The organism is Catenuloplanes japonicus, from assembly GCF_000717135.1.
Taxonomy (GTDB): domain Bacteria; phylum Actinomycetota; class Actinomycetes; order Mycobacteriales; family Micromonosporaceae; genus Catenuloplanes; species Catenuloplanes japonicus.
In genome coordinates this window covers 55,393-80,105 of the sequence record NZ_JNXY01000028.1, presented here as the reverse complement: position 1 = coordinate 80,105, position 24,713 = coordinate 55,393, and the positions used below count along the sequence as shown (strand labels likewise).

20 protein-coding genes, 1 tRNA gene and 1 CRISPR repeat array are annotated in these 24,713 nt (G+C 72.6%); of the genes, 10 read left to right on the top strand and 11 right to left on the bottom strand.

All coding sequences use genetic code 11. The features are described 5' to 3' along the window. Positions 1 to 85 precede the first annotated feature (85 nt). From OP04_RS33940 to OP04_RS33935, 3 genes are all read left to right on the top strand, one after another. Positions 86 to 658, top strand: coding sequence for a hypothetical protein (locus tag OP04_RS33940; RefSeq protein ID WP_033344016.1), 573 nt, complete (start codon positions 86 to 88; stop codon positions 656 to 658). A gap of 71 nt (positions 659 to 729) precedes the next feature. Then, a complete protein-coding gene (locus OP04_RS53840) occupies positions 730 to 870 on the top strand; it encodes a hypothetical protein (protein WP_198154064.1) in 141 nt (46 codons plus the stop codon). A 25-nt stretch (positions 871 to 895) separates the two neighbouring features. Continuing rightward, on the top strand, positions 896 to 1,198 hold the full coding sequence (locus OP04_RS33935) for an EthD domain-containing protein (protein WP_033344015.1): 303 nt from the start codon (positions 896 to 898) through the stop codon (positions 1,196 to 1,198). A gap of 50 nt (positions 1,199 to 1,248) precedes the next feature. On the opposite strand, the gene OP04_RS33930 is transcribed toward OP04_RS33935, so the two are convergent. Next, a complete protein-coding gene (locus tag OP04_RS33930) occupies positions 1,249 to 4,818 on the bottom strand; it encodes an nSTAND1 domain-containing NTPase (RefSeq protein ID WP_051799506.1) in 3,570 nt (1,189 codons plus the stop codon). A 206-nt stretch (positions 4,819 to 5,024) separates the two neighbouring features. Here OP04_RS33930 and OP04_RS50400 point away from each other — a divergent pair, with 206 nt between their 5' ends. Further along, positions 5,025 to 5,420 (top strand): hypothetical protein, encoded by a 396-nt coding sequence (locus OP04_RS50400; protein WP_051799505.1) that lies wholly within the window; start codon positions 5,025 to 5,027, stop codon positions 5,418 to 5,420. Between the two features lie 71 nt (positions 5,421 to 5,491). Here OP04_RS50400 and OP04_RS50395 read toward each other — a convergent pair whose 3' ends face one another. Both OP04_RS50395 and OP04_RS33915 read right to left on the bottom strand, forming a co-directional pair. Continuing rightward, complete coding sequence (locus tag OP04_RS50395) at positions 5,492 to 7,729, bottom strand: putative bifunctional diguanylate cyclase/phosphodiesterase (protein ID WP_051799504.1); 2,238 nt, start codon at positions 7,727 to 7,729, stop codon at positions 5,492 to 5,494. 86 nt (positions 7,730 to 7,815) lie between these two features. After that, positions 7,816 to 8,844 (bottom strand): MsnO8 family LLM class oxidoreductase, encoded by a 1,029-nt coding sequence (locus OP04_RS33915; protein ID WP_033344014.1) that lies wholly within the window; start codon positions 8,842 to 8,844, stop codon positions 7,816 to 7,818. Positions 8,845 to 8,997: 153 nt separating this feature from the next. On the opposite strand from OP04_RS33915, the gene OP04_RS33910 reads away from it, so the two are divergent. Both OP04_RS33910 and OP04_RS53835 read left to right on the top strand, forming a co-directional pair. Continuing rightward, positions 8,998 to 10,005, top strand: a complete 1,008-nt coding sequence (locus tag OP04_RS33910) for an ABC transporter substrate-binding protein (protein WP_033344013.1) — start codon at positions 8,998 to 9,000, stop codon at positions 10,003 to 10,005. Between the two features lie 121 nt (positions 10,006 to 10,126). Then, a complete protein-coding gene (locus OP04_RS53835; RefSeq protein WP_232323839.1) occupies positions 10,127 to 11,998 on the top strand; it encodes an Hsp70 family protein in 1,872 nt (623 codons plus the stop codon). A 217-nt stretch (positions 11,999 to 12,215) separates the two neighbouring features. Here OP04_RS53835 and OP04_RS33900 read toward each other — a convergent pair whose 3' ends face one another. The 3 genes from OP04_RS33900 to OP04_RS33890 all read right to left on the bottom strand — a co-directional run bounded on the left by OP04_RS33900 (position 12,216) and on the right by OP04_RS33890 (position 15,055). Continuing rightward, positions 12,216 to 13,403, bottom strand: coding sequence for an ABC transporter permease (locus tag OP04_RS33900; protein WP_033344012.1), 1,188 nt, complete (start codon positions 13,401 to 13,403; stop codon positions 12,216 to 12,218). Continuing rightward, positions 13,400 to 14,050 (bottom strand): ABC transporter ATP-binding protein, encoded by a 651-nt coding sequence (locus tag OP04_RS33895; RefSeq protein ID WP_198154071.1) that lies wholly within the window; start codon positions 14,048 to 14,050, stop codon positions 13,400 to 13,402. The genes OP04_RS33900 and OP04_RS33895 overlap by 4 nt, the downstream gene beginning before the upstream one ends. 627 nt (positions 14,051 to 14,677) lie before the next feature. Continuing rightward, the gene (locus OP04_RS33890) at positions 14,678 to 15,055 is read right to left on the bottom strand and encodes a VOC family protein (RefSeq protein WP_033344010.1); all 378 of its coding nucleotides are present in this window, start codon (positions 15,053 to 15,055) and stop codon (positions 14,678 to 14,680) included. 490 nt (positions 15,056 to 15,545) lie between these two features. Here OP04_RS33890 and OP04_RS53830 point away from each other — a divergent pair, with 490 nt between their 5' ends. Continuing rightward, positions 15,546 to 15,701 (top strand): hypothetical protein, encoded by a 156-nt coding sequence (locus OP04_RS53830; protein ID WP_157240732.1) that lies wholly within the window; start codon positions 15,546 to 15,548, stop codon positions 15,699 to 15,701. Between the two features lie 351 nt (positions 15,702 to 16,052). After that, positions 16,053 to 18,093: direct repeats of the CRISPR family, unit length 28 nt; unit sequence GGACCACCCCCGCGTGCGCGGGGAAGAG. Between the two features lie 450 nt (positions 18,094 to 18,543). On the opposite strand, the gene OP04_RS33885 is transcribed toward OP04_RS53830, so the two are convergent. From OP04_RS33885 to OP04_RS54935, 3 genes are all read right to left on the bottom strand, one after another. Next, entirely contained in the window at positions 18,544 to 19,290 is a 747-nt protein-coding gene (locus OP04_RS33885; protein ID WP_157240730.1) for a hypothetical protein, read from the bottom strand. 143 nt (positions 19,291 to 19,433) lie between these two features. Further along, a tRNA-Pro gene (locus OP04_RS33880) sits at positions 19,434 to 19,507 on the bottom strand. Positions 19,508 to 19,640: 133 nt separating this feature from the next. Continuing rightward, the gene (locus OP04_RS54935; RefSeq protein WP_033344008.1) at positions 19,641 to 20,594 is read right to left on the bottom strand and encodes a helix-turn-helix transcriptional regulator; all 954 of its coding nucleotides are present in this window, start codon (positions 20,592 to 20,594) and stop codon (positions 19,641 to 19,643) included. Positions 20,595 to 20,688: 94 nt separating this feature from the next. Between OP04_RS54935 and OP04_RS50380 the strand changes: the two genes are divergently transcribed. After that, the gene (locus tag OP04_RS50380) at positions 20,689 to 21,021 is read left to right on the top strand and encodes a putative quinol monooxygenase (protein ID WP_051799502.1); all 333 of its coding nucleotides are present in this window, start codon (positions 20,689 to 20,691) and stop codon (positions 21,019 to 21,021) included. Here OP04_RS50380 and OP04_RS33865 read toward each other — a convergent pair. Beyond that, on the bottom strand, positions 20,957 to 22,252 hold the full coding sequence (locus OP04_RS33865) for a serine hydrolase domain-containing protein (RefSeq protein WP_085066984.1): 1,296 nt from the start codon (positions 22,250 to 22,252) through the stop codon (positions 20,957 to 20,959). The genes OP04_RS50380 and OP04_RS33865 overlap by 65 nt on opposite strands. Before the next feature lie 97 nt (positions 22,253 to 22,349). On the opposite strand from OP04_RS33865, the gene OP04_RS33860 reads away from it, so the two are divergent. Further along, a complete protein-coding gene (locus OP04_RS33860; protein ID WP_033344007.1) occupies positions 22,350 to 23,159 on the top strand; it encodes a helix-turn-helix transcriptional regulator in 810 nt (269 codons plus the stop codon). Between the two features lie 184 nt (positions 23,160 to 23,343). After that, positions 23,344 to 24,105 (top strand): NADP-dependent oxidoreductase, encoded by a 762-nt coding sequence (locus OP04_RS33855; RefSeq protein ID WP_085066983.1) that lies wholly within the window; start codon positions 23,344 to 23,346, stop codon positions 24,103 to 24,105. Here OP04_RS33855 and OP04_RS33850 read toward each other — a convergent pair. Continuing rightward, positions 24,102 to 24,599 (bottom strand): MarR family winged helix-turn-helix transcriptional regulator, encoded by a 498-nt coding sequence (locus OP04_RS33850; RefSeq protein ID WP_085066982.1) that lies wholly within the window; start codon positions 24,597 to 24,599, stop codon positions 24,102 to 24,104. The two genes, OP04_RS33855 and OP04_RS33850, sit on opposite strands and share 4 nt — an antisense overlap. Between the last annotated feature and the right edge of the window lie 114 nt (positions 24,600 to 24,713).

The window sequence follows — 24,713 nt, the reverse complement described above, 5'->3', positions numbered from 1 at the left end:
GCCCGGCGCTCTCCCCGTACCCCCGTGGTGTGGCTTGTTTGTTTTTTTGAAAGACAGAACGTTCCTTCCTTCTTGAGAGGTCATCATGAGCACCGACACCACCACCCCCGGCATCGCGCAGACCGCGGCCGGGCTGCGCCGGCTCTACTTCGTCCGGTTCGGGTTCGCCATCGTCTGGGCCGTCCTCACCATGGCCGTCGCCGCCGAGCTTAACCCGTTCGCGGTGGCGCTGTTCGTGCTCTATCCGCTGTTCGACGTGGGCGCGGCCGTCTACGACCTGCGCGCGTCGCGGACCACGAGCTCGCCGGTCCTGCTCTACGTCAACATCGCGATCAGCACGCTCACCGCCATCGGTCTCGGCGTCGGCGCGCTCTCCGGGGTCCCGGCCATGCTGCGGGTGTGGGGCGCCTGGGCGATCATCGCCGGCGCGGTCCAGCTGGCCGTCGCCATTCCCCGCCGGAAGATGGGCGGGCAGTGGCCGATGATCCTCAGCGGCGGCATCTCGGTGCTGGCCGGCACGAGCTTCGTCCTCAGCGCCGCCGCCGAGAACCCGGCCCTCGGCCAGGCCGCCGGCTACGCCATCCCCGGCGCGATCTTCTTCCTCATCTCCGCGATCCGGCTCGGCCGCGCCGCGAAGGGCGCCCCGGCCGCCGCGTAGCACTCCCCGGTGAGCTCGCCGGCCGGTCCACGCCGCCGCTGATCGCCACCCAGGTCCCGGCCGGCACCGAGGTGCTGCTCGACCCGGCCCAGTTCCAGCGCTTCAGGTCCGCCCGCGCGCACGCCCGCGTCACCGAGGTCGACGCCTCGCACGCGGTCATGCTCAGCCGTCCCGACGCCGTCACCAGGATCATCGAGCAAGCGGCTCGCTGACTCCGTTCATTCAGAGGAGAGCACCATGGCAACCAAGATCACGCTGATCATCGACAACCCCGAGGACACCGCCGCGTTCGAGGAGATCTACGCGAAGGTGAAGGCGGACGCCGCGACGCTGCCCAAGCTCCAGCGCCTCGAGTCGGCCAAGGTGTGGCCGAAGGAGGACGGCACGGCGACGCCGGCCTACCGCACGCTCGACCTGTACTTCGACAGCTACGAGGACGCCTCCGCCGCGGTCACCACGCCTGCCGCCGGTGCCTTCTTCGGGGCGCTCGTCGGATCGCAGGTGCCGTTCAAGGGACTGTTCTCCGACATCGAGAACTGATTCGTCCCTGATCGTGGACCGCCCCCGGGGGTGGCCCACGATCAGGCGTTTCAGCCGGCGAACGCAGCGCGTTCCTCCGGGGTCAGCGTGCGGGTGATCAGGGCGGCGGCCGTCGCCCGGACCTCGGAGATCGGGCCGCAGGTCGGGCAGCGCCAGATGCGCACGGTACCGTCGCCGTGCGCGCTGACCAGGTGCCCGTCCGGGGTGAACAGCACCTGTTCGGCCGAGGCGCCGTGACCGCGTACGGTGACGATCTCCCGGCCGGTCGGCACGTCCCAGATGCGCACGCCGTCGCCGTCCTGGCCGCTGGTGGCCAGCAGCCGGCCGTCGGCGCTGAACGCGACGGACCACACCGCGTCCCGGTGGCCGCGGAACGACACCGGTGGCCCCTGGCCGTCGGCGCGCCGGAGGTGCACCACACCGTCCTGACCGGTCACGGCCACGCGGGTGCCGTCCGGGCTGAACGCGACCCGCCAGCTGCCGCGGCCCGGCGGCATCTCGGGCACGGCCACGGGGATGCCGGTCCCGTCGACGGCCCAGAGGCGCAGCGTGCCGTCCGCGCCGGTGCTCGCCACGGTCCGCCCGTCCGGGCTGAACGCGACGGTGCGGACGAAGTCCTCGTGGCCGTACAGGACCAGGGGCTCGGTCCCGTCGAGCGGCCAGATCCGCACCGTGCCGTCCGCGCCGGCGCTGGCCACGAGCCGCCCGTCCGGGCTGAGGCTGACGCCGGGCACGGTGCCGTCATGACCGCGCAGCACGGCCCGTTCCGCGCCGGTCGCCGCGTCCCACACACGCACGGTCCCGTCCACGCCGCCGGCGGCCACCCAGCGGCCGTCCGGGGTGATCGAGACCGATCGGACCTGGTCGCCGCCGTCTCGCAGGACGACCGGGGCGGTGTCCCACGGCTCCCGCCGGAGGTGGACGGCACCGTCCACGCCGCCGCTGACGATCCGCCGCCCGTCGGCGCTGAGCGCGACGGTCGCCGCCGCGCCCTCGTGACCGGGCAGCACGACCGGGTTTGCGGCGAACCCCGGATCCCAGATCCGGACCGTGTTGTCGGCGCTGCCGCTGGCCAGGCGCTGCCCGTCGGGGCTGAACGCGAGGCTCCACACCGCGCCGTCGTGCCCGCGCAGCACGACCGGGTCCGTCTCGACGGCCGGGTTCCAGACCCGGATCGTGTTGCTGCCGCTGTGACTGCTGGCCAGCCGGCTGCCGTCCGGGCTGAACACGACGGTCTCGACGGCGGAGTCGTTGCCGTGCAGCACCACCGGCTCGCCGTCGCCGTGCAGGGGCCAGACGCGGACCGTGCCGTCGGCGCCGGCGCTGGCCAGCCGTTCCCCGTCCGGGCTGAACGACATCTTCCTGACCTCGCCCTCGTGACCGGTGAGGACGGCGGGCGTGCCGGTCCCGTCCGCGTCCACGATGCGGATCGGCCCCAGGCCGCTGATCGCGAGCCGCCGGCCGTCGGGGCTGAACGCGACGCCCAGCGGCGGCCCCTCCACCGGCAGTTCGCGCGCGGGACCGGGACCGGTCGTGTCCCAGATCCGTACCGTGCCGTCGTTGCCGGCGCTGGCCAGGTGCCGCCCGTCCGGATGGAACGCGATCGTGCTCACCGCGTCCCGGTGCCCGCGCAGCACCGACGTGGCGCCGCTGCTCAGCTCCCACACCGTGATCAGGCCGTCGAACCCGGCGACCGCGATCCGGCGCCCGTCCGGGCTGAACACCGGGTTCTGCACGGACGACGCGGGCCCGAGGAGCACGCGCGGGCCGGCGAGCAGACGGTCCGGGCCGTCCCGCTGCCACAGCCGGACGGTGCCGTCGTCGCCGGTGCTGGCGAGCGTACGGCCGTCCGGGCTGAACGCGACGCCGACGACCTGACCGTGGGCCGCGCCGACGGTCGCCCGGACCCGGGAGTCGGCGACCGCCTGACGCAGGATCGCCTGCGCGTCAGCGGTGGCGTCGGTGTCGAACGCCTCCACGGCCAGCAGCAACGCGACCTCCGGGTCCACCTGCAACTGCGCGCGGGCGCCGGCCACGAGCTGGTTGGAGCGGGCCAGGTCGCGCTGCTCGTTCGCCCGCCGGGTCTGCACGGTGGCCAGGCCTGCCAGCAGGCTGGTCACGACGACCCCGGCGGTCAGACCGGCCAGCACGGCCCGGAGCCGGCGGCGCCGCGCGGTCGCGGCCCGGTCCCGGCGTTCCCGCCCGGCCAGCAGGAACGCGCGCTCGTCCGCGTTGAGCCGCCAGAGGGCCCGGCCGTCCCAGGCAGACAGCGGCGCGCCACGGTACAGCGCGCCGCTGTCGCGGTCGTGCGCCTGCCAGATCCGGCAGGCCTCGGTGAGCCGCCGGTGCAGTTCCAGCTCCTCCCGGTCCGTGTGCAGCCAGGCGTGCAACCGCGGCCACGCGCGGATCAGCGCCTCGTGCGCGATCTCGACCGTGTCCGGACCGAGCACCACGAGCCGGGCCTGCGCCAGCCGGTCGAGCACCGCGTCGGCACCGGGCCGGGCCAGCTCGTCGCGTGGCGGCCGCCGCCGGGTGTCCGGGACGCCGTCGCCGAGCGTGACCAGCCGGACCAGCACCGCGCGGGCGGTCTCCCGCTCGTCCTCGGTGAGGCTCCGGTAGACCGACTCCGCGGTCTGGGCGACGGCGCCGCTCATGCCGCCGGCCGCGTCGTACCCCGCCACGGTGAGCACGTCCCCGCGCCGGTGCCGCCAGGTCTCCAGCAGCGCGTGCGACACCAGCGGCAACGCGCCCGGCTGGCCCTCGGCCTCGGCCAGGATCCGGGCCACCAGCGCCCGTTCGACGCTGAGGCCGCGGCGCCGGGCCGGCTCCACGACGACCTCGCGCAGCTCGTCGGCGGTCAGCGGTCCGACCGGCAGGTTCGCGCCGGCGAGCAGCCGGGCCAGCGTCCCGTGCTCGGCGCAGCGGGCGTAGAAGTCGGCCCGCACGCCGATCACCACCCGGGCGGTCAGCGCGGTCAGTTCCGTGAGGAACGCGGCCCGCTCCGCCGGGTCCGGGCACAGCGTGAACAGCTCCTCGAACTGATCGACGACCACGAGCGACGGCGCGGACGCCAGGGCCGCGCGCAGCGCCTCACGCGGCGCGGCACCGGGGGTGAACAGCACGGCGCGCGGCGTCGCCGGGATCAGGCCCGCTCGCAGCAGCGAGGACTTGCCGCTGCCGGACGCGCCGAAGACGCCGACGAACCGGTGGGTCTCGACCATCGCCCGCACCTGGTCGAGGATGCGCCGCCGCCCGAAGAAGCAGTCCGCGTCGGCGACGCCGTAGCTGACCAGGCCCAGGTACGGCGGCTTCTCCGCGGCGTGCGACGGCCGGCCGCCGTTGCCCTGCACGGCGGCCCACTCCGCGGACGCCTGCCGCCACCGCTGCTCCCAGGCGACCGGATCGCCGTCGCAGGCCCGCACGAAACCGAGCGTCACCGGCAGTCCGGGCAGCCGGTGACCGGCGGCGGCAGCGGCCAGCGCGGCGACCGACCACCCGGCGTTCGCGGCCATCGCGCGATAGGTCGGGCTGCCCGCCGATCGCCGCAGGTCCCGCAACTCCGCGGCGAAGGCCTGCACGGGCCCGCCGGCCGGGTCCAGGGCACGCTCCGGTCGCGGCATATCGAATCACCCCCGTCGATCGGATTCAGCATCCGAGATCCGGGCGGGGATGACAGCCGAGGTGACGGATTCTCGTCAGTTGTCCACGCCCGCGCGGGCCGGTGGACAATCCGGTGGGCCGTTGTCCATCACATTGAGGGCTGAAAGACAACGTCGCGCGCTGGTGGACTGTCGTGGACCATCCCATCACGCATACGGAGGAACGTATGGGAACACGATCGACGCTGAGGGCCGCGCTCGTCGGCACGGCGGTCGCGGCGATGTCCGCCTTCTGGATGATCACGCCGGCCTCTCCGGCCGCCGCCGCGGTGCCCGCCTGCCGGGACAACTGGGCCCCCATTCAGCCGCTCGACCCCAACGGGCACTGGCCCTACGGGGGTACGGCATACACGACGGCGTACTGCAACGACATCAACGTGCGCCCGGATCAGGACGTCCAGGTGCGCACCTGCTTCCTGCCCACCAGCGGCGGCACCCAGTGCAACGCGTGGCGGTCGATCGCGGCCGGCACGTGGGGTCTGGCCGCCACCGACGTCCGGGACAACACCCAGTTCTACCTGCTCTTCGACAAGACCTGGGCCACCGGCCGCGTCGCCTACTGATCGACCAGACCGACGGGGGGAGGCCGCGGCCTGTGCCGCGGCCTCCGGTGCCGGCACGTGGATCACACCCATCAGCCGGTACGCACCGCGGCCCGCAACACCTCGGTGGCCGCGTCCGGCGCGAGCGGGCGATGGAAGTGGTAGCCCTGACCGACCGCGCAGCCCATCTCGGCCAGCACGGTCGCCTGCGCGGCCGTCTCGATGCCCTCGGCGACCACGTGCATCCGGAAGGCGCTCCCGAGGCGTACCACCGCGTCGGCGATCTGGCGCGCCTGTGCGTCGTCGACGATGCCGGTGATGAAGGACCGGTCGATCTTCAGCACGCTGATCGGCAGCGTCCGCAGGTAGGACAGCGCCGAGTAGCCGGTGCCGAAGTCGTCGACCGCGATCATGATGCCGCGGTCGCGGAGCGCCTCGAGGCGCGCGACGGTCCGCTCGTCCGGGGCCAGCATCACGCTCTCGGTGATCTCCAGGACCAGCCGGTCGGCGGGGAACCCGGTCTCCTCCAGGATCCCGGCGACCACCGAGGTCAGATCCGACTGCGTGACCTGCTGAGGCGACAGGTTGACGCTGAGCCGCATGCCGGCCGTGCCCGGGATGCGGGCACGCCACTCCGCGGCCTGCCGGCACGCCTCGCGCAGCACCCACTCACCCAGCGGCACGACCGCGCCGGTCTCCTCCGCCAGCCCGATGAACGTGCCGGGCATGAGCAGGCCACGCGCCGGGTGCTCCCAGCGGACGAGGGCCTCGACCGCGACGATCTCGCCGCCGGCGAGCGCGACCGCCGGCTGGTAGTGCAGCACGAGCTGGCCGTCGTCGATCGCGTGGCGCAGCTCGGCGCCGCGGGCGTCGGTGTCGAGCGCGGGATGGTAGACCTGGCAGCGGGACCGGCCGGCGCGCTTGGCCGCGTACATGGCCACGTCGGCCTGGTGCATGAGCAGCTCCGCGTCGGCCGGGTTGCCGGCGTCCCGGACCGCGACGCCGATGCTGGCCTCGATACCGAGCACCAGGTCGCCGTGCACGACCGGCGTGCGCAGCGCCTCGGCGATGCGCTGCGCGATCCGCGCCGCGTCGGCCGGGCCGGGCAGGTCACGCAGGACGACGGCGAACTCGTCCCCGCCGAGCCGGCCGACGTTGTCGTCACCACGGACCACCGAGCGCAGTGCGGCCGCGACGGCCTCCAGGACCGCGTCGCCCGCGTCGTGGCCGTACGCGTCGTTGATCGGCTTGAACCGGTCCAGGTCGATGAGCATGACCGCCGCGCACCGGCCGTCCCGCGGTGGGGTGGCGCTGATCTCCGCCATCCGCCTGTTGATCATGGCGCGGTTGCCGATCCCGGTCAGCGGGTCGGTGACCGCGAGCTTCTGGTTCTCCCGCAGCACGAACATCTGCCGCGCGACGACCAGCCCGGTCAGCGCGATCGCCCCGGCGATCATCCCGCCGAGCGGATACAGGCCCTGCTCACGGGCGAGATAGCCGAGCAGGCCGTAGCTGAGCGCGATCGCGCCGTACGGCAGCCACAGCACCCGGCCGGGCCGGCCCGACCTCGCGGCCACCGACGGATCCTGGCGGTAGCCACGCATCGCGGCGAGGACCAGCAGGTAGTCGCCGATCAGCCAGAACAGGCCCGGCCACGCCCCGCCGGCCGACCCGGCGTGCAACTGCAGCCAGCCCCAGGCGACGTCGGCGACGACGAACATCACGACCGCTCCGGCGAGCGGGCGCACCGCCGGGTCCGAGGCTGCGGAACGCCCCAGCAGCATCAGGGCCAGCGCCAGCACCAGCAGCACGTCCCCGACCGGCAGCGCGGCCGCGACCGCGAGCTGCAGCGCGGGCACACCCTCGGCGACGACGATCGGGCCGAGCAGCAGATACCACAGGATCATCCCGGCGGCCGCGCTCACGATGAGCGCGTCCAGCATCAGCTTGATCCGATCGGACCACGAGCGCCGGGCGTCCGGCATCAACAGCAACCCCGCGAACAGCAGCGGTACGAACAGGATGAACCCGAAGTCGGCGAGCGCCGGATACCGCAACAGCCCCAGCACCGCGTCCTCGACGAACCACGTCACCACCGAGACCGTCCGCACGGCGAACGCCGCCGAGATCCACCACCACGCCCGCCGGACCCGCGGCGTGCACCGGCCACAGGTCGCCACCCGCAGGCCGAGCAGCGTGTACGTCACCCCGACCGGAATATGCACCAGATCGGTGACGAACCGCCGGCTCTCCTCATTCCCCCACCCACCGAGGTAGAAGACCAGGTAACCGGCCACCAGCACGCCGACGGCGGCCACGGCCCCGTGCACCGCCCGCTGCCCCCGCGCGTTCCCTCCCGACACCACACCTTCCCATCGGCAGGGCCGCGCCGCGCCTGAGCGCCGCTTCTCCTGTCCTACGCCGGGACCGGCCGATGGTCCGCCCGCGCGACCGCCGCCCGGCCGAACAGGGCGGCCAGTGCCGTGTCCGAGGCGGACAGGGCGGCCCGGTCGAAGGTGCTGCTCGAGGCGACCAGTTCGGCGGCGCCGGTACGGTCGAGAAGCACGGCGAGGTCGCGTTCCACCGTGGTGGGGGTGCCGGCGATCGCCGCGGCGGCGGTCTGCTCCAGATACTGCTGCTGACGCGCGGTGCGGGTGGCGGCCCGGATCGTGGGCACCGGCTCCAGCGGCGGGAACACGCCGGTCGTGCGCGCCTGCGCCATCGCCCACGCCTCGGGCAGCAGCAGGTCGGCGGCCTCCTGCGCGGTGTCCGCGATCAGGACGTCGAGGCTGACCGCCACCCACGGCACCGCCTGCTGCGGCGACGGGCGGAACGCGCGCCGGTAGTCGGCGAGTGCGGCCAGGCCGGGCTCCGGGTCGCCGCCGACACCGAGCAGCGGGCCGCCCACGATCACCGGCAGGCCCAGCTCGGCGGCGACCCGGAGCCCGGTGCCGGTCGCCAGCACGTACAGCGGGAGCGGCCCTTGGGGTTGTGGATGCAGTGCGATCTCCGCCGTGCCGGAGAGGAAGCCGCGCAGCTCGGTGAGGTCGGCGGGGAAGTCGCCGTCGGTCTGCCGCAACGCCCTGCGCACCGGGGCGGTGAAGCCGGGGGAGCGGCCGAGCCCCAGGTCGAGGCGGCCCGGCGCGAACGCGGACAGCGTGGCGAACTGCTCGGCGACCACGAGCGGCTGATGGTGCGGCAGCATCACCCCGGCCGAGCCGATCCGGATGCGTGTCGTCGCGCCGGCGATGACGGCCAGGAGCACCGCCGGGGCCGCGCCCGCGACGCCGGGCACGCCGTGGTGTTCCGCCACCCAGAACCGGTCGTATCCGAGCCGCTCGGCCTGGACGGCACGGGTGACCGTGCCCCGCAGCGCCTCGGACTCGGCCTCGCCGGCGCGGGTCCGGGCGCGGTCCAACAGGGAGAGGCGCGGTCGATCGATCATGAAAGGTGCAGCACCTGCGATCGAGGCGATGTTCCCGGGCGTTGTTCCGCGCCGCACCGAGTGTTGTGACGTGAGCCCCACGAGCTTGAAGGGCGACGCGGGCAGACTGTTAGGTAAGGCAACCCTTCATTCGAGTTGTGGAGTTTGCCCGCCATGCGTGTTGTCCCGTCCCGGAGCCGTCGGCTGTTCGTCGCCGCCGCGGCCACCGTCATAGCCCTCGGTGCCTGCTCGACGACCGGCGCGGACGAGGAGAACCCGGCGTCGTCCTCGTCCGCGGCGGCCGGTGACCGGTTCCCGGTCACCATCACCACCGCCTTCGGCGACGTGACGATCGAGAAGCAGCCGACCCGGGTCGTGACGCTCGGCTGGAGCGACGCGGAGGTCGCGCTCGCGCTCGGCGTGCAGCCCGTCGGCGACGCCGACTGGATCCCGTTCGGCGGTGACGGCCAGGGGCCGTGGAACCAGGGGAAGTACACGACGCCGCCGGTGATGGTCGGCACCCTGGAGCTGGACATGGAGAAGATCGCGGCGCTCAACCCCGACCTGATCCTGGACACCCGGGCCAGCGGCAAGAAGGACCGCTACGACCAGATCGCGGCGCTCGGCGTCCCGGTCGTCGACATCCCGCCGGGCGGCGAGTCGTACAAGACCACCTGGGACCAGCAGCTCGAGATGGTCGGCAAGGCGCTGGGCAGGACGGCCGAGGCCGCCGAGCTCAAGTCCGGCCTGGAGGCGCAGTTCGCCGCGGTCGCGGCCGCGAACCCGCAGTTCAAGGGCAAGACGGTGGCGGCCGGCTCCAGGACCGTCCGGGGCTGGGGCGCGTACGTGGGCGGCAGCGGCCGCGTCGACTTCCTCGCCGGACTGGGCTTCACCCCCTCGCCGGCGATCGAGGCGCTCAAGGGCGACACCTTCTCCATCCAGATCTCCGACGAGAAGATCAACACGCTCGACGCCGACCTCACCACCATCACCATGATCGGTATCACCGCCGACGAGGTGAAGGGCGACAAACTCCTGCAGTCGGTACCGTCGGTCAGCGCCGGCCACGTCGTCTACCTGGACAACAAGGACATCTCCTCCGCGTTCGCGAGCAACTCGGTCCTGGGCTACAGGTACGCCCTGGAGACGGTGCCGCCGCTCCTCGCGGCCGCACTGGGCTGAGTCGCAGGGCGCGCCGCCCTTATGAGGGGCGGGTGCGCAGCCGGCGCTCTCCTGCCACCGTCTTTGGACGGCGACGAGTCCGTGCCCGGCCGGGCTTGGCGAAATACCTACGATGGGGCGCATGCGCTTGGTAGGACCGCGGCTGGGAGTGGATTTCGGCAGCTCGAACACGGTGGCGGTGCTGGGCCGTGCGGACGGGTCGGTGCGGCCGCTGCTGTTCGACGGATCGGAGCTGCTGCCGTCGGCGGTGTGCGCTCAGCCGGGCGGCGCGCTGCTGGTGGGCCGCGACGCGCTGCACGCGGCGAAGACGAACCCGGCCGGGTTCGAGCCGTACCCCAAGCGGTTGGTCGATGACGGCACCGTGCTGCTCGGCGAGGCCGAACTGCCCGTGACGGACCTCTTCGCGGCCGTGCTCCGGCGGGTGGCCGACGAGGCGGTGCGGGTCGCCGGTGACGTTCCGGACGCGGTCACGCTGACCTGCCCCGCGGCCTGGGGGACCCGTCGCCGGGAGACGCTCGTCGCCGCGGCCGTCCAGGCAGGTCTCGGCACACCTGCCCTGCTCGCCGAGCCGGTGGCCGCGGCGGCCTACTTCGCCGCCCGCGGTGACACGGGAGTGCCGGAGGGCACACCCATGATGTTGTACGACTTCGGGGCGGGCACCTTCGACGTGTCGGTGGTGCGCCGCACCCCGGACGGTTTCGAGATCCTCGCCGAGGACGGCCTGCCGGACGCGGGCGGCCTCGACGTCGACGCCGCCATCTGGGCGCTGCTGGCGGCGACCTACGCCGACCGCGCCCCGCAGGAGTGGGCACGGCTGGCCGCACCGCGAAGCGCCGAGGACCGCCGCGCCGGACGTGCCCTGTGGGACGACATCCGCGCCGCGAAGGAGCTGCTGTCCCGTAGCGCCACCACCTTCGTCCATCTGCCGCTGCTCGACATCGACGCCCCGCTCGGCCGGGCGCAGTTCGAGCAACTGGCCCGCCCGCTCCTCGAGCGCACGGTCGCCGCCACCGAGGCCGCGCTGCGCGCCACCGGTCTGCAACCGGCCGACCTCGCCGGCATCTACCTCGTCGGCGGCTCCTCCCGCATCCCGCTCGTCGCCGGCCTGCTGCACCGGTCGCTCGGCGTCGCCCCGACCGTGCTCGAACAGCCCGAACTGGTCGTCGCCCTGGGCAGCCTCTCCCGGCCCGGCAAGGCCGCGCCCGCGGGAACGACGCCCGCGATCGAGGCCCCGGACACCGCCGTCGCCACGCCGGCACCGGACCCGCCCACCGTTCCCGCGCCGGTGAACGTGGCGCGGGCCGTGAGCCTGCCGGGCGTACTGCTGACGGTGCCGTTGGTGGTGTCTCCGCTGCTCGCCGTCAACCATCTACTCGTGGGGCCCAGCCTGCTGTTTCCCGGGATCTGGGGCGTCCTGCTGACGGTCCTGCTGGCCCGGCGGCTCGACTGGCGTCCCGCACGCGGCACCGGCTTCGTCCGCCGCCGCTGGTGGCTGCGGCTGCCGGGCATCGCGGCGGCGCTTCTCGGCTGCGCCGCATTCCCCGGCGGCCTCACCCTCGCCGTCTGGGTCGCGGGCAACAACCGCGACGACCTCGCGCGCGGGGACCTCGTCGGTGAGCTGTGGACGCTCTACTTCTGGATCGGCGTGGCCGCCGTCGTGACCGGACTGGCCGCGCTCGCCGCCGCGGTCTCGCTGCTGAGCGCGGCCGCCAAGACCTACCCGAGACTGACCGTCGACGCCGCGGGACTGACCTACCAGCCGGACCGCCACCACGCCCACCGGCTGCGCTGGACCGACGTGGGCGGTGCCGACGTGCGGCCGTTGCACCCCGGGCAGCGACCCTTCCTGGTCGTCCGGCCGGCACCGGGCTCCACCGCCGCCGGCCGGCACCCGCTGTGGCGACCGGAGATCGGCGGCTTCGTGATCGACCAGCCGCACCGCCTCGGCAGCGAGCCGGAAAAGCTGACCGCCGCCATCGTACGGCGTGGCTGACGGCTACCTCAGCCGCACACCGTACGCCGGCAGGTCGTGGAGGCTCTTGATCGCAGAGCTTCCGGACGTCTACCAGCCCTGCTCGCGGCGGGTGCCACGGAGATCCCGCCCGGGACGGCTCCGCCGATGGCCTGTGCCGCAGCCGAGCCACCCCGGAACAGGCACTGCGTGCCGCAGCCGGCGTGACGCCGGCCGCGGGCAGGCCGGGCCGTCGCGCTCACGGTGCCGCCAGGGCCTCCGTCGGTGGCAGGCGTGCGGCGCGGACCGCCGGATAAAGCCCCGCCAGCCCGCCGATCAGCACCGTGACCGTGAGCCCGGCCACCGGTGCCCAGACCGGCACCACCGGCGGCCATCCACGCTGCCAGGCGTTCCAGCCGGTCACCGCCGCCCCGAGCACGATTCCGCCCGTGCCGCCGAGCGCCGACAGCAGCAGCGACTCGGTCAGGAACTGGGTGCGGATCTGCGCCCGGGTGGCCCCGAGCGTGCGCCGCAACCCGATCTCGGACCGGCGTTCCCGCACCGACACGACCATCGTGTTGGCCACGCCGGCGGCGCCGACCAGCAGCGTGACCCCGCCGAGCACGAGCAGCATCTGGTTCATCAGCTGGTCCGCGACATCCTGGACGCGCAGCTCCTGCAAGCGCCGCACCTCGCGCGGCTGCCCGACCAGAACCTCGCCGGGCCGGTCCGGGCTGACCGCGCGGGCCAGCAGCGCCTGCACCTCGGTGACCCGGTCCAGGTCCGTGCGGACGTACACGGTGCCGGCGGCGCCGTCGAAGTCCAGCAGCGTCCGCGCGGCGTCCCAGCCGACAAGCGCGGACGCGTCCAGCTCCGGGGCGAGAGGGACCGGCGCGAGCACACCGGCCACGACGAACCACCGGCCGCCGAGCCACAGCCGCACCTCGGGATCGACGCGGTCGACATCGAGCCGCCGGGCGGCGTCCGCGCCGAGCACGAGCGCGGGGTCGCGCCCGGTCACCTCGTTCAGCCAGGAGCCGCGGTTGACCGTGGCGCCGGCCGGGCCGAGCAGGTCGGTCCGGGCCGCCAGTACCCCGATGCCGCTGGTCTCGCCGGCCTGCTCGGAGCGGTAGACGTTCGCCTTCACCTGCCCGGTCGCGGAGGCGGCGGTGACGCCGTCGACCCCGCCGGCGATCTCGACCACCCCGGCCGGCAGCCGCGCCGGCTCCCCGCCCGCCGCCCGGCCGGGTGTGGCGATGAGCAGATTCGTGCCGATCGTGGCCAGGTCCCGATCCACGCCGGCCCGGCCGGAGGCGGAGACACCGACCACGGACACCATCGTGGCGACCCCGATCGCGATGCCGGCCGTGGCCAGGAGCGCGCGCAGCGGCCGGGCGGTGATCCCGGCCGCGCCGACCCGGACGGCGTCCACCGGGGACAGTCTCATGCGGTTATCCTTCCGTCGCGCATCGCGATCACGCGGGGGAATGCGGCGGCCAGCTCCCGGTCATGCGTGATGATCACGACGGTGGTCCCGGCCTCGTGCAGCCGCCGGAACAGCCGCATCACCTCCCCGCCGGACGCGGGGTCCAGGTTCCCGGTCGGCTCGTCGGCCAGCAGCAGCGCCGGCTCACCGACGACGGCACGGGCGATCGCCACCCGCTGCTGCTCGCCGCCGGACAACTCGTGCGGCAGATGCGTCAACCGGTCCCCGAGACCCACACCGTCCAGCGCCTCGGCCGCACGCTCGCGTCGCCGCCGCCGGGGCACACCCGCGTAGAGCAGGCCGTCCGCCACGTTGTCCAGCACGCGCACGTCGGGCGCGAGGTGAAACTGCTGAAACACGAACCCGATCCGCTCGGCACGCAGCTCGGACAACCGCCGGTCGGACAGCGCCGACACCTCCTGCCCGTCGACGTGCACCTCGCCGCTGGTGGGCCGATCCAGCGTGCCGGCCAGGTGCAGCATCGTGGACTTCCCGGACCCGGACGGGCCGACGACCGCGGCCAGCTCACCCGCCTCGACGCGGACCGTCACACGGTCGAGCGCCACGGCCCCCGGATAGGACTTGACCACGTCCCGCAGCTCGATCATCGCGGCGCTCATGCGGCCGGCACGTCCCGCCACCCGGTGCCTGTCACCCCGCAGAGCGGTTGCCCGCCGGCGCGGACTGCGTGCTCACCCACGCGTACCTCCGTTGTGGTGAAGTCGACGTGGCCGAGCGGGATCGTACCGGCCCGCCCGGCACCCGACCCCTCTGCCACCACCGGCGGTGGTGAATCCGGCGCGGCCGAACGCTTGGTGGCGATCGCCGTCGCCGACCTGCCGCTGAGGTAGCCCGGCCGCCGCGCCAACCTGCGCACCCGCCACTCACGCGGGCCGTTCCCGGTCGCCGGGCCGGCCGCTGCAGCCACACACGCCGTCGCCGACGCGCGCGGCAACCACCAGCTCACCACTTCGCGCTGATGCCCGTTCGTTCCCAGGGCTCTGAGCGTCGTCGGTTGCTCGGCCGAGGATGTGCGCGGAAGCGGTGCGCCGGTCGGCCGAGTTCTGGTACGGCAGCCCCGAGCGTCCCCACGAACAGCTCACCTGCACCCGGACCGGCAGCGGTTAGCGCTTCCGGCGTCTCCAATGCTGATTTTCGTACCCCGGCAGGCTCTTGGGGTTTGATCGGAAATCGTGTTCTATCGGTATCCGTCAGTCGGCAGATCGTGGAGGTGGTCAGGATGGGCCGTGGCCTCGGAGCCACGTGGTCAGGTTGAGCATGTTCCCGTCGGGGTCGAGGACGTGTGCGACGCGTTGGCCCCACGGCATGTCGTTGGCCTGTCCGGGCACCGTGCCGCCGGCCGTCTCGACCGTCGGGAGCAGCGCGTCTACGTCTGCGACGTCGGCGCTGAAGATGATTCGTACCGGTGTGCCGATCTCGGTGTCCTTCTCCTGCACGATCCCGAGTGCGGTCGCGCCGATCAGTAGCTCGACGTAGAACTCGGGGCCTTCCTCGGGTTCGCGGAGAGTCTGCGTCGCGCCGAGCACCGTCTCGTAGAACGCGCGCAGACGGGGCAGGTCGGGGGTGCTGATGATGGGCTTGATCGACGTCACGGATGCTCCCTGGTAGCCGGCTTTATGAGTGAGACCGCGCGGCCTACCGAAACTCATCGGTGTGGAAGAAGCCGATTTTCTCGGTGCCCGCCGATGCGCTCGGCCGCGAGCCGGCGAGGAGCCCACGGCCCCACGCGGATCAAGGGCGACCTCCCAACCAGCCTTCGCTCCTGGCCTGAGTCGCGAGACCGGGCAGAGGCCAACGGGCACCGCCCTCGCTGAATGCCGTTTTGACCACTCCTGCATTCGCGGAGAAGAGATCAGGACGGCACGACGTATCACGTCAACGGTCAGAGCACCCCCGCGTAGGCGGGGAAGAGATCGCGCTCCAGAACAGCATCAACCAGACCGTCGGACCACCCCCGCGTGCGCAAGGAAGAGCAGCCCGGTGGCCATGATGCCCTTGCGCGTCAGGGACCGCCCCCGCGCGTGCGCAGGGAAGAGTTGCGGCGGATGTGCCTGCGGCGGGGTGTGCCGGGACCACCCCCGCGTGCGCGGGGAAGAGCACAACGAGGTCCAGCCGGTCGCCGGGATCGCGGGACCACCCCCGCGTGCGGGGAAGAGGTACGCCGGGGACTGGGCCGCGACGATCTGGCAGGACCACCCCCGCGTGCGCGGGAAGACGCCACCGACGTACCGGTGGTGATCCGCGAGATGGGACCACCCACGCGTGCGCGGGGAAGAGGTTCCTCCGCGCTTGAGACCCCCGCGTGCGTCGGGGAGAACGGATCATCGCGGCACCTCGTCCAGCTTCCAGGAATCACCCACGTGCGCGGGGAGGGGCGCCACCGAACGCGGCGGTAATCACGTCAGCGGGAGCCCTCACGTGCGCGGGGAAGAGATCAGCGCGGCCGAGAACGGGCCCTTGCCGCACGGGCCACCCCCGCCTGCGCGGGGAAGAGGTCAAGACCCACCCGTCGGCGCCGCCGCACCCGGGACCACCCCCAACGTGCGCGGGGAAGAGCAGCGGCTGCTGACCAAGACCCCGATCCGGGTCGGATCACCCCCGCGTGCGCGGGGAAGAGCTCCCGTCGAACCTCCGCGCGTTCGGCAGAGCGGGACCACCCCCGCGTGCGCAGGGAAGAGCCGCGGACCTTAGCCGGGTCGAACAGCCAGGAGGGGCCACCCCCGCGTGCGCGGGGAAGAGATCGTCCCGAGTTGGTTGAGGACGGTGAGCGCGGGATCACCCCCGCGTGCGCGGGGAAGAGGAGCGGCCGTCGTCGTCGCAGACGATGCCGACGGGACCACCCCCGCGTGCGCGGGGAAGAGGCCCGGTCGACGACGATCTGTGCCGCGTCGTTGGGACCACCCCCGCGTGCGCGGGGAAGAGGACCGGCCGGAGGGCCCGTACGGCCGCACGAAGGGACCACCCCCGCGTGCGCGGGGAAGAGGCCACCGGGTCGTACGTGACCTGGCGGACGCCGGGACCACCCCCGCGTGCGCGGGGAAGAGTCCGGACGGCACGGCAGAACGAAGCCAGGGTAGGGACCACCCCCGCGTGCGCGGGGAAGAGCCAGGGGCTGATTGTCGTGCAGCAGGGGCAGACGGACCACCCCCGCGTGCGCGGGGAAGAGGCCAGACGGACAGAATCACGATCGAGCGACTGCGGACCACCCCCGCGTGCGCGGGGAAGAGAGGCCATCCTCTACGGAGGGTGGCCTCATTGCGGGACCACCCCCGCGTGCGCGGGGAAGAGGTGGCCGGTTTCGTGCCCGCCCCGCCGCCCGGGGGACCACCCCCACGTGCGCGGGGAAGAGTTCGGGCCGATCCGGTACGGGGCGTCCGATGAGGGACCACCCCCGCGTGCGCGGGGAAGAGCATCGGTTGTAGGTGTTCGTCGAGACGATCTCGGGACCACCCCCGCGTGCGCGGGGAAGAGGATGTCCGGCGGTTCGGCGCCGGGTAGGCCGAGGGACCACCCCCGCGTGCGCGGGGAAGAGGTTGTGGCGGGAGCAAGGTCTCCAGCAGTCGGTGGACCACCCCCGCGTGCGCGGGGAAGAGGTGCCCTCCCTCGCGCGAGCTCGACCCGTTGAGGGACCACCCCCGCGTGCGCGGGGAAGAGGTCCGCTGGCCGAGCGCCCCGACCACCGCGACAGGACCACCCCCGCGTGCGCGGGGAAGAGTCGGTGTCGCCGTACCCGACGGGTCCCGAGTTGGGACCACCCCCGCGTGCGCGGGGAAGAGGTCTTCTCGTCCAGGCCCGCGCGTGCGTCCGCGGGACCACCCCCGCGTGCGCGGGGAAGAGCTTCAGATAGTCGGTGGTGGCGGCTTTGCGTGCGGACCACCCCCGCGTGCGCGGGGAAGAGATGGAGTCCGGGCCGGGCAGCCTGCCCAGCGAGGGACCACCCCCGCGTGCGCGGGGAAGAGCTGGCCCGGCTTCAGCGGGACACGTCCCGGCAGGGACCACCCCCGCGTGCGCGGGGAAGAGGGTGCTGAGGCGCTGGCCGCGTCCTACGGCTTGGGACCACCCCCGCGTGCGCGGGGAAGAGCCCAGGTAACCACCTGCCGCACGCGCTCGCTCAGGACCACCCCCGCGTGCGCGGGGAAGAGCCACGTTCGTCCACGCGGCGGCCTCCGCGCCAGGGACCACCCCCGCGTGCGCGGGGAAGAGGGGATCGGGCTCGGCGGCAGCGCGGTGGAATGGGGACCACCCCCGCGTGCGCGGGGAAGAGTCTGGCACGAGCAGGTTGGGTGGCACGGCTGGAGGACCACCCCCGCGTGCGCGGGGAAGAGCGGGAGAACAGGACCGGCTTACGCTGCGCCTCGGGACCACCCCCGCGTGCGCGGGGAAGAGACGATTGAGAGCGCCCAGGCGTTCGCGAGCGCGGGACCACCCCCGCGTGCGCGGGGAAGAGACCGACTCACCGCAGGAGGCGCGCATGCGCAAGGGACCACCCCCGCGTGCGCGGGGAAGAGCTCCCCGGAGGCTGCGACGCCGCGTTGCTCCGCGGACCACCCCCGCGTGCGCGGGGAAGAGTCACCGATCGCCCCCGACGCGCCGTCGGCCATGGGACCACCCCCGCGTGCGCGGGGAAGAGACTTCTTGACCTGGGGCGCTATAGATCAATTAGCGGATTTTCGTTCACTTTGCTTCGGCGGTCAGACGCTTTCCGGACGAGGGTATCCCGAGCGGACCTGCTCCGCCGAGGGGCAGGCTGACTTCCCGCTGAGATGATTCTCGTAGATGCGCGCGAACGGATGCCACGGACCACAGTATCCGCCGTCTCCTCCCCTCGCACGCGCGAGTGGTCCTGAACTGTGCTGAGAGCTGGTGACAACAGTTGTGTCCACCACGGACGATCTGGAGGTGTCTCGAACGGCGGCCGCGCCCGCTGGATTGTTGGTTGGTCCGTCAAGCGGTGGAGCTCTGGGTACCCGGGGCACTGCCGCGGATCAAACTGCGGCTCAATGACTGATCGGATGTTGTGCGGGAGGTCCCGTGGTATCGACCGATTTGTTGGGTTTGCATCGTTGTAGGCGATGGTGAGTCACATCCCGAGGATTCGTTGCATGTGTTCGTTGAGCCGCGGTGAGGCGCTGCGGATGGTGTGGAGCGTGGCGGTCAGGACCCACCACATGATGGCCGCGGCGAAGGTCCAGGAGTAGTGGTTGAGTGTTCGCCGGGTATAGATGACCGCAAAGCTCAGACCGAACGCGGTGGCGACGACGAGTTGGCTCAGACGGGTGCGTGTGATGGCGAGCCCGATGCCTATGCCGAGGACCAGCATGCCGAAGCGCGCGAAGGTGTCGTAACGCAGCCCGAGCCGGATGAAATCCGGTATGGCCCCTTCGGTGGCGGCGCCGGTGATGAGGATTTCGGCGGTGGAGACGAGTGCGGGTATGACGGATGTGCGATAGTCGCGTACCCAGAAGGGGATGTTCTGGGACGTGATCCGGGTGATGGTCAGCCCGGCCGCGCTGGTGAGGATGACGATCGGCAGGGCGAAAAGGATCGGCCACCACGCGAACGTGTCTCTGAAGAGGGTCATGTAGGCGCTGCTGTAGAGCCCGAATCCCGTGGCGAGGGCCAGGCCCGATCCCGCAGCGGCAAGCAACACGCGACGTGACAGCCGAGTGCTCGCCATCTGTTCGCCGGGAGTCCGGGCCGCGTCGTGCAACAGCTGGATGATGGCCATGCCGGCGGTCCAGCACGCGAGCGCGATGAGCAGGCCGCTGACGCCCACTGTTCGTGGTGTCGCGCCGAGATGTGCGCTCGGCAGGCGGAGCTGAATCACGATGCCAAGATCCCCGCTGACGGGTGACGACGCATGTCTGATTGTGCGGCTGGTGAGGTCTCAGTCCACGGTCAAACGGCGGTCAAACGATCAAGGCCCAGTTTCTGATCTTCAGAAACCAGGCCTCTACCTGCGACTTTACGTCGGGACGGCCGGATTTGAACCGACGACCCCTTGACCCCCAGTCAAGTGCGCTACCAAACTGCGCCACGTCCCGCCCGCCGCCGGAATTGCTCCCCGCGGCAGTGAAGACAGCCTAGCGCAGCCCTCCCACCCCTCACACGCACCCCCTCCCCGCACGCCCCGGGCGGCGCGCTCAATGAGTGTCCCGGGAGGGAGGACGGGGACTCCTACGGTCGGCGCTGGGAGCGGACGAATGCGGCCGGCGTCATGCCGAAGCGCCGTTTGAAGGCGCGGATGAAGTGGGTGCTGTCGGCGAAGTGGTATCGGGCCGCCACCTCGGTCACGCTCAAGGCGGCCGGACCGGTCGCCAGATCCAGACGTGCCTGTTCGAGCCGCCTGCGGCGGATGTAGTCGGCCAGGGGTTCGCCGCTGCCGGCGAAAGCCCGCTGCAACGTGCGCAGGGAGACGTGCAGTTCCCGGGCGATGTCCGCCGGCTTCACCCCGGCGCCGGTGAGCCGGCGGTCGGCGAGACGGCGGCCCTGGTGTACCAGCGCCGGGGAGAAGGCGGGCTCGGCGGCGTCCAGCTGCCGTGTGGCGACGCCCTTGATCAGCTCGATCAGTGCGGCGTGGGCGGCTAGCGCGCCGGCGGCACTGAGGTCCCGCAGGCTGTGCTGGATCAGGTGGGCGTGGGCGACGAGCAGTCGTAGCTCCGGCGAGCCGCCGTTGCCGAATCGGGCGCCCTGTTTCACCAGCGGCCCGAGGGTGCTGTCGCGGAACATGAGGATCCGTGCGGCGGTGAACGGCTGGGAACGGAAGTGCGACTGTGCCCGCACGTGGTGCAGGAGGAAGTCGCCGGTGTTCAGCGCGTGCTCGCCGCGGCCGAGTGGATCGTCGAGGGTCCAGGTCCCGCGTTCGACGACGTACAGGCGGACGAGGTCGGTCTCTCCGCTCACGCCGGTGGTACGTGTCGGCGACACGGCCTGTAGGTCGACCATCGCGGTGTCGAGGATCCGGCCGGCGCGCACTCGGCCGGCGAAGGCGTCGGCGGTCTCCGGGGTGAAGTGCGGCAGCGCGAATCGTTCGCCGATCTCGGCCTGCCAGCCCTGTAGGAACCGGTCCCATGACGGCTGTCCGGTATCGGCCGGTTCCGTGCTGACCGAGAAGCTACCGACCTTGGACATGTCGCCTGTATACCACGATCTGGCGTTGATGATCGATCGCCGGAGCGCCCCGGAGACCTAGCGTCGAAGTCCCACGACGGCATAGGAGTAATACGTGTCTGACGAGAGCTTCGCGTACGGCATCGAGGACGCCGTGCGCGCCGAAGGCCCGGTCACCCTGCTGGTCACGGCGCCGATTGACGAGAAGGGCCGCGAGGAGGTGCGGGCCGCGCTGAAAGAGCTGATCGAGGCCTCACGCGAGGAGCCCGGATGCCTGATCTACGAGGTGCATGAATCGCGCACGGGCGAGATCGTCTTCTACGAGCGCTGGGCGTCGGGTGCCGTGCTGGCCCGCCACCAGGAACGGAGCGCCGTCGCGCGGTTCAACGGGGTCGCGCTGCCGTACCTCGCCGGCGACCTCCGGCTGGCCCGCCTCGAGCCGATGTAGCGCCACGCCCGGAGACCCCCAGGATCCGCGTGAAGATCGCCTCCCGCAGCGCCACCTCGCGCGGGTCGTCCCAGAGCCGGAATCCCGTGCGGTTCATCGCGTAGGCGAAGCCTGTCCCGGTGTCCGGGTCCGCGAAGGCGAACGAGCCGCCCAGGCCCATCGTGCCGAACGCCCGGCCCGACGCGGATCCGAACCGGAACGACGGGAACGGCTTGATGTACCCCAGGGAGAAGCGTGTCTCCACGCGGAGCACCTCGTCGAACAGCCCTCCCGTCGGCGGCTCGGCGGCGTTGCGCAACGCGTCCAGCGAGGCTTCGGTGAGGCCGAGCGCGGCGCCGCCGGTGGCCATCTCGCCGTAGAGCCGGGCGATCGACCGCACCTGGCCGACGCCGTTCACCGCCGGGATCTCCGCGGCCTGCACGTCCGGGCGGTTGAAGTTCTCCACCGCGCCCAGCTCCGGGGGGTTGCCGAACGCGCGCGCGGACAGGCTGCGCGGGTTCGCGAACGCGCGGACGAACGACGGCGGCATCGCGCGCAGGTGCAGCATCATCTCCCAGGAGCGGAATCCGTGGATGCGGGCGATCCGGTCGCGGTCGGCGCCGGCGGGCAGGCCGAGGTGGAAGTCCAGGCCGAGCGGCGCCGCGATCTCTTCGGCGAAGAACCGGCCGATCCGGCGTCCGGCGGGGTCGACCCGGCTGACGAGCTCGCTCTCGTACCAGCCGAGGGATTGGCCGTGATAACCGTGCCGGGTGCCGGGTTCCCAGGCCGGGCGCTGCGCGGCGAGGGCCGCGGCGAGGGCGGGGGAGCCGTTCAGGTCACGGAGCGTGAGTGGCCGGTCGATCGCGGCCAGCCCGGCCTGGTGCGCGAGCAGCTGGCGGACCGTGACGTCGGCCTTGCCGGCGGCGGCGAACTCGGGCCAGTAGGTGGCCACCCGCTCGTCGTGGTCGAGCAGGCCGCGCGCGTGCAGCACCGCCATCGCGGTCGCGGCCACGCCCTTGGAGGTGGAGAAGACCGGCACCATCGTGTCCGCCTCCCACGGCAGACGGCGGACGCCGTCCCGGTAGCCGCCCCAGAGGTCCACGACCTTCCGTCCACCGTGGTAGACGACGCAGGCGGCGCCGATCTCGCGGCGTACGGCGAAGTTGTCGCGGAAGGCGTCGGCGACCGCGCCGTAGCCTTCGTCCACGTCCCCGCCGACCATGCCGGCCGGTACCTCGACCCTGTAGACCACTGTGTTCCCTCCGGTTGACCGGCTCCGATGCTGGCACCTCGTCCGGCCGGCGGGGAGGGACTCGTGATCCCTTCCCGGCCCGCGCGAAGATGGGTAGGTGGACAGATCGGGCCTTGCGGACTTCCTTCGTCGCCGTCGGGCGGCCGCGGTTCCGGACCGGCCGGGGCCTCGCCAGACAGCCGGGCTGCGCCGCGAGGAGGTCGCCGCGCGCGCGTTCATCTCGATCGACTACTACACGCGGCTCGAGCAGCGCCGCGGGCCGCGCCCGTCCGAGCAGGTGGCGGCCGCGCTCGCGACCGCGCTCCGGCTCACCGCCGACGAGCGGGACCACCTGTTCACGCTGATCGGCCACAATCCACCGGTACGCGACGACGGTGTCACGACGATCGATCCGGCGCTACGCATGCTGCTCGAGTCGCTGGATGACAGCGCGGCGATGGTGAACTCCAACATCGGTCAGACCCTCTTGCAGAATCCCTTCGCGCGTACGCTGTTCGGCGACCTGACGCGGTTCGCCGGGCTCGACCGCAGCGGCTACTACCGCTGGTTCGCCCGCCCCGGTGAGCGGGACCTTTACCCCGTCGACGTCCACGAGGCGCAGAGCCGGACGTACGCGGCGAGCATCCGTGCGGCGATGGACCTCGGACCGGATGCCGCGGAGCTGGCCGGCCTGGTGAGCGCGCTGCTGGGGGTCAGCGCCGAGTTCGCCACGTTGTGGAGCCGGCACGAGGTGCATGCCTGCCGGGCGGAGACGACCGCGATCCTTCACCCGGGTGCCGGGCGGGTCGACTTCGACTGTCACGTCGTCTTCGGCGAGGGCCGCCGCCAGAAACTCCTCGTCCTCCGCCCTCGTCCGGGGGCCGAGGCTCACAGCAGGGCGGTGGCGGCCGCCGGCGATCCTCGGTGAGGTGGAGAGCGGTGGTGGCGCTCGGTGTCCTCGTCCCGATACCCGCCCGCCGGGACTGACGGACGGCGGTGCGCGGTGCGCCGCACCTCGGGAAGCTGAGGGCCTGTGTAGCCGGGGTCACAGCCTCACTGGCTAGCTTCGAATCTGAAGCATGTTACGGTCTCAATGAGCTCGGGCCGGGTTCATGCAGGGCCCGATCCCGGTCGTGCTGCCGCACACGCCCGGCCTCGACGTCGCCGGCACGGTCGACGCGCTCGGCGACGGCGTGGACACCGTGGCCGTCGGTGACCGGGTCGTCGGCTTCCTGCCGATGACCGGCGCCGGCGCGTCCGCGGAGTACGTGATCGCGCCGGCCGGGATCCTGGCCGCGGCGCCGACGAGCATCCCGCTGGCCGATGCGGCCGCGCTGCCGGCCGTGGGCCTCACCGCCTGGCAGGCGCTGTTCGACCACGCCAAGCTGGCCGCCGGTCAGCGCGTGCTGATCAACGGCGCGGGCGGCGCGGTCGGCGACTACGCCGTGCAACTGGCCAAGCACGCCGGCGCGTACGTCATCGGCATCACCGGCGCCCGCAGCGCCGATCGGGCGCGGGCCGCGGGCGCGGACGAGATCGTCACCGACGTCACCGAGCCGGTCGACGTCGTGCTCAACCTTGCACCCGTCGCGCCGGAGCGGCTGGCCGAACTGGTCACGCTGATCCGTGACGGCGGCGTGCTGGTCAACACGACCGTGTGGATGCCGGCCCCGTCCGACGAGGGGCGCGGCGTGCGCGGGATCGACCTCTTCGCCACCAGCGACGCGGCGCAGCTGGCCCGCCTGGTCGCGATGATCGACGCCGGTGAGCTGCGCGTCGACGTCGCCCGCCGGGTGCCGCTGGCCGCGCTGGCGACCGTGCACGCGGAGCCGGGCGCGGTGCCCGGCAAGACCGTGATCACGGTCGGCGCCTAGCCCTTGCGGCGGTTCTTCGCGCGGGGCTTGGCCGACCGGGGCGGCGTCGACCGCATGTGCCGGCGGATCCGGCCGAGCACCTCGCTGATCGCGGCCAGATCGCCGTCGGCCATCGGGTCGAACAGCAGCCGCCGGACGTCGTCCACGTGCCCCGGCAGCACGCGGGCGACCAGGGCGCGGCCGCCGTCGGTGACCGACACGATGACGCTGCGCTCGTCGTCCGGCGACGACGAGCGGGTGATCAGCTCCCGTTTCTCCAGCAGCCCGGCCTGGTAGGTCAGCCCGCTGCGGCTGTAGACCACGCCGTCCGCCAGGTCCGTCATCCGCAGTCGTCCCTCCGGCGCGTCGGCCAGCCGGGCCAGGATCTGGAACTGCACGTAGCTGAGGTCGCCCTCGGCCCGCAGATGCGCATCCACCGCGTACTGCAGCAGGCTCCCGACCTCCATCAACGCGAAATACGCGCCGAGCTCCTCCGCACTCAGCCCACCCGTCATGTCAGTCACCCGCCCATCCTACGTGCTTCAAATCAAAAGCATTTCTTGCGGGTACGACCGGAGAGCGCCACGGCCGGTGCTGACCACACAGCCATGATCGTGGCGACGGACCTG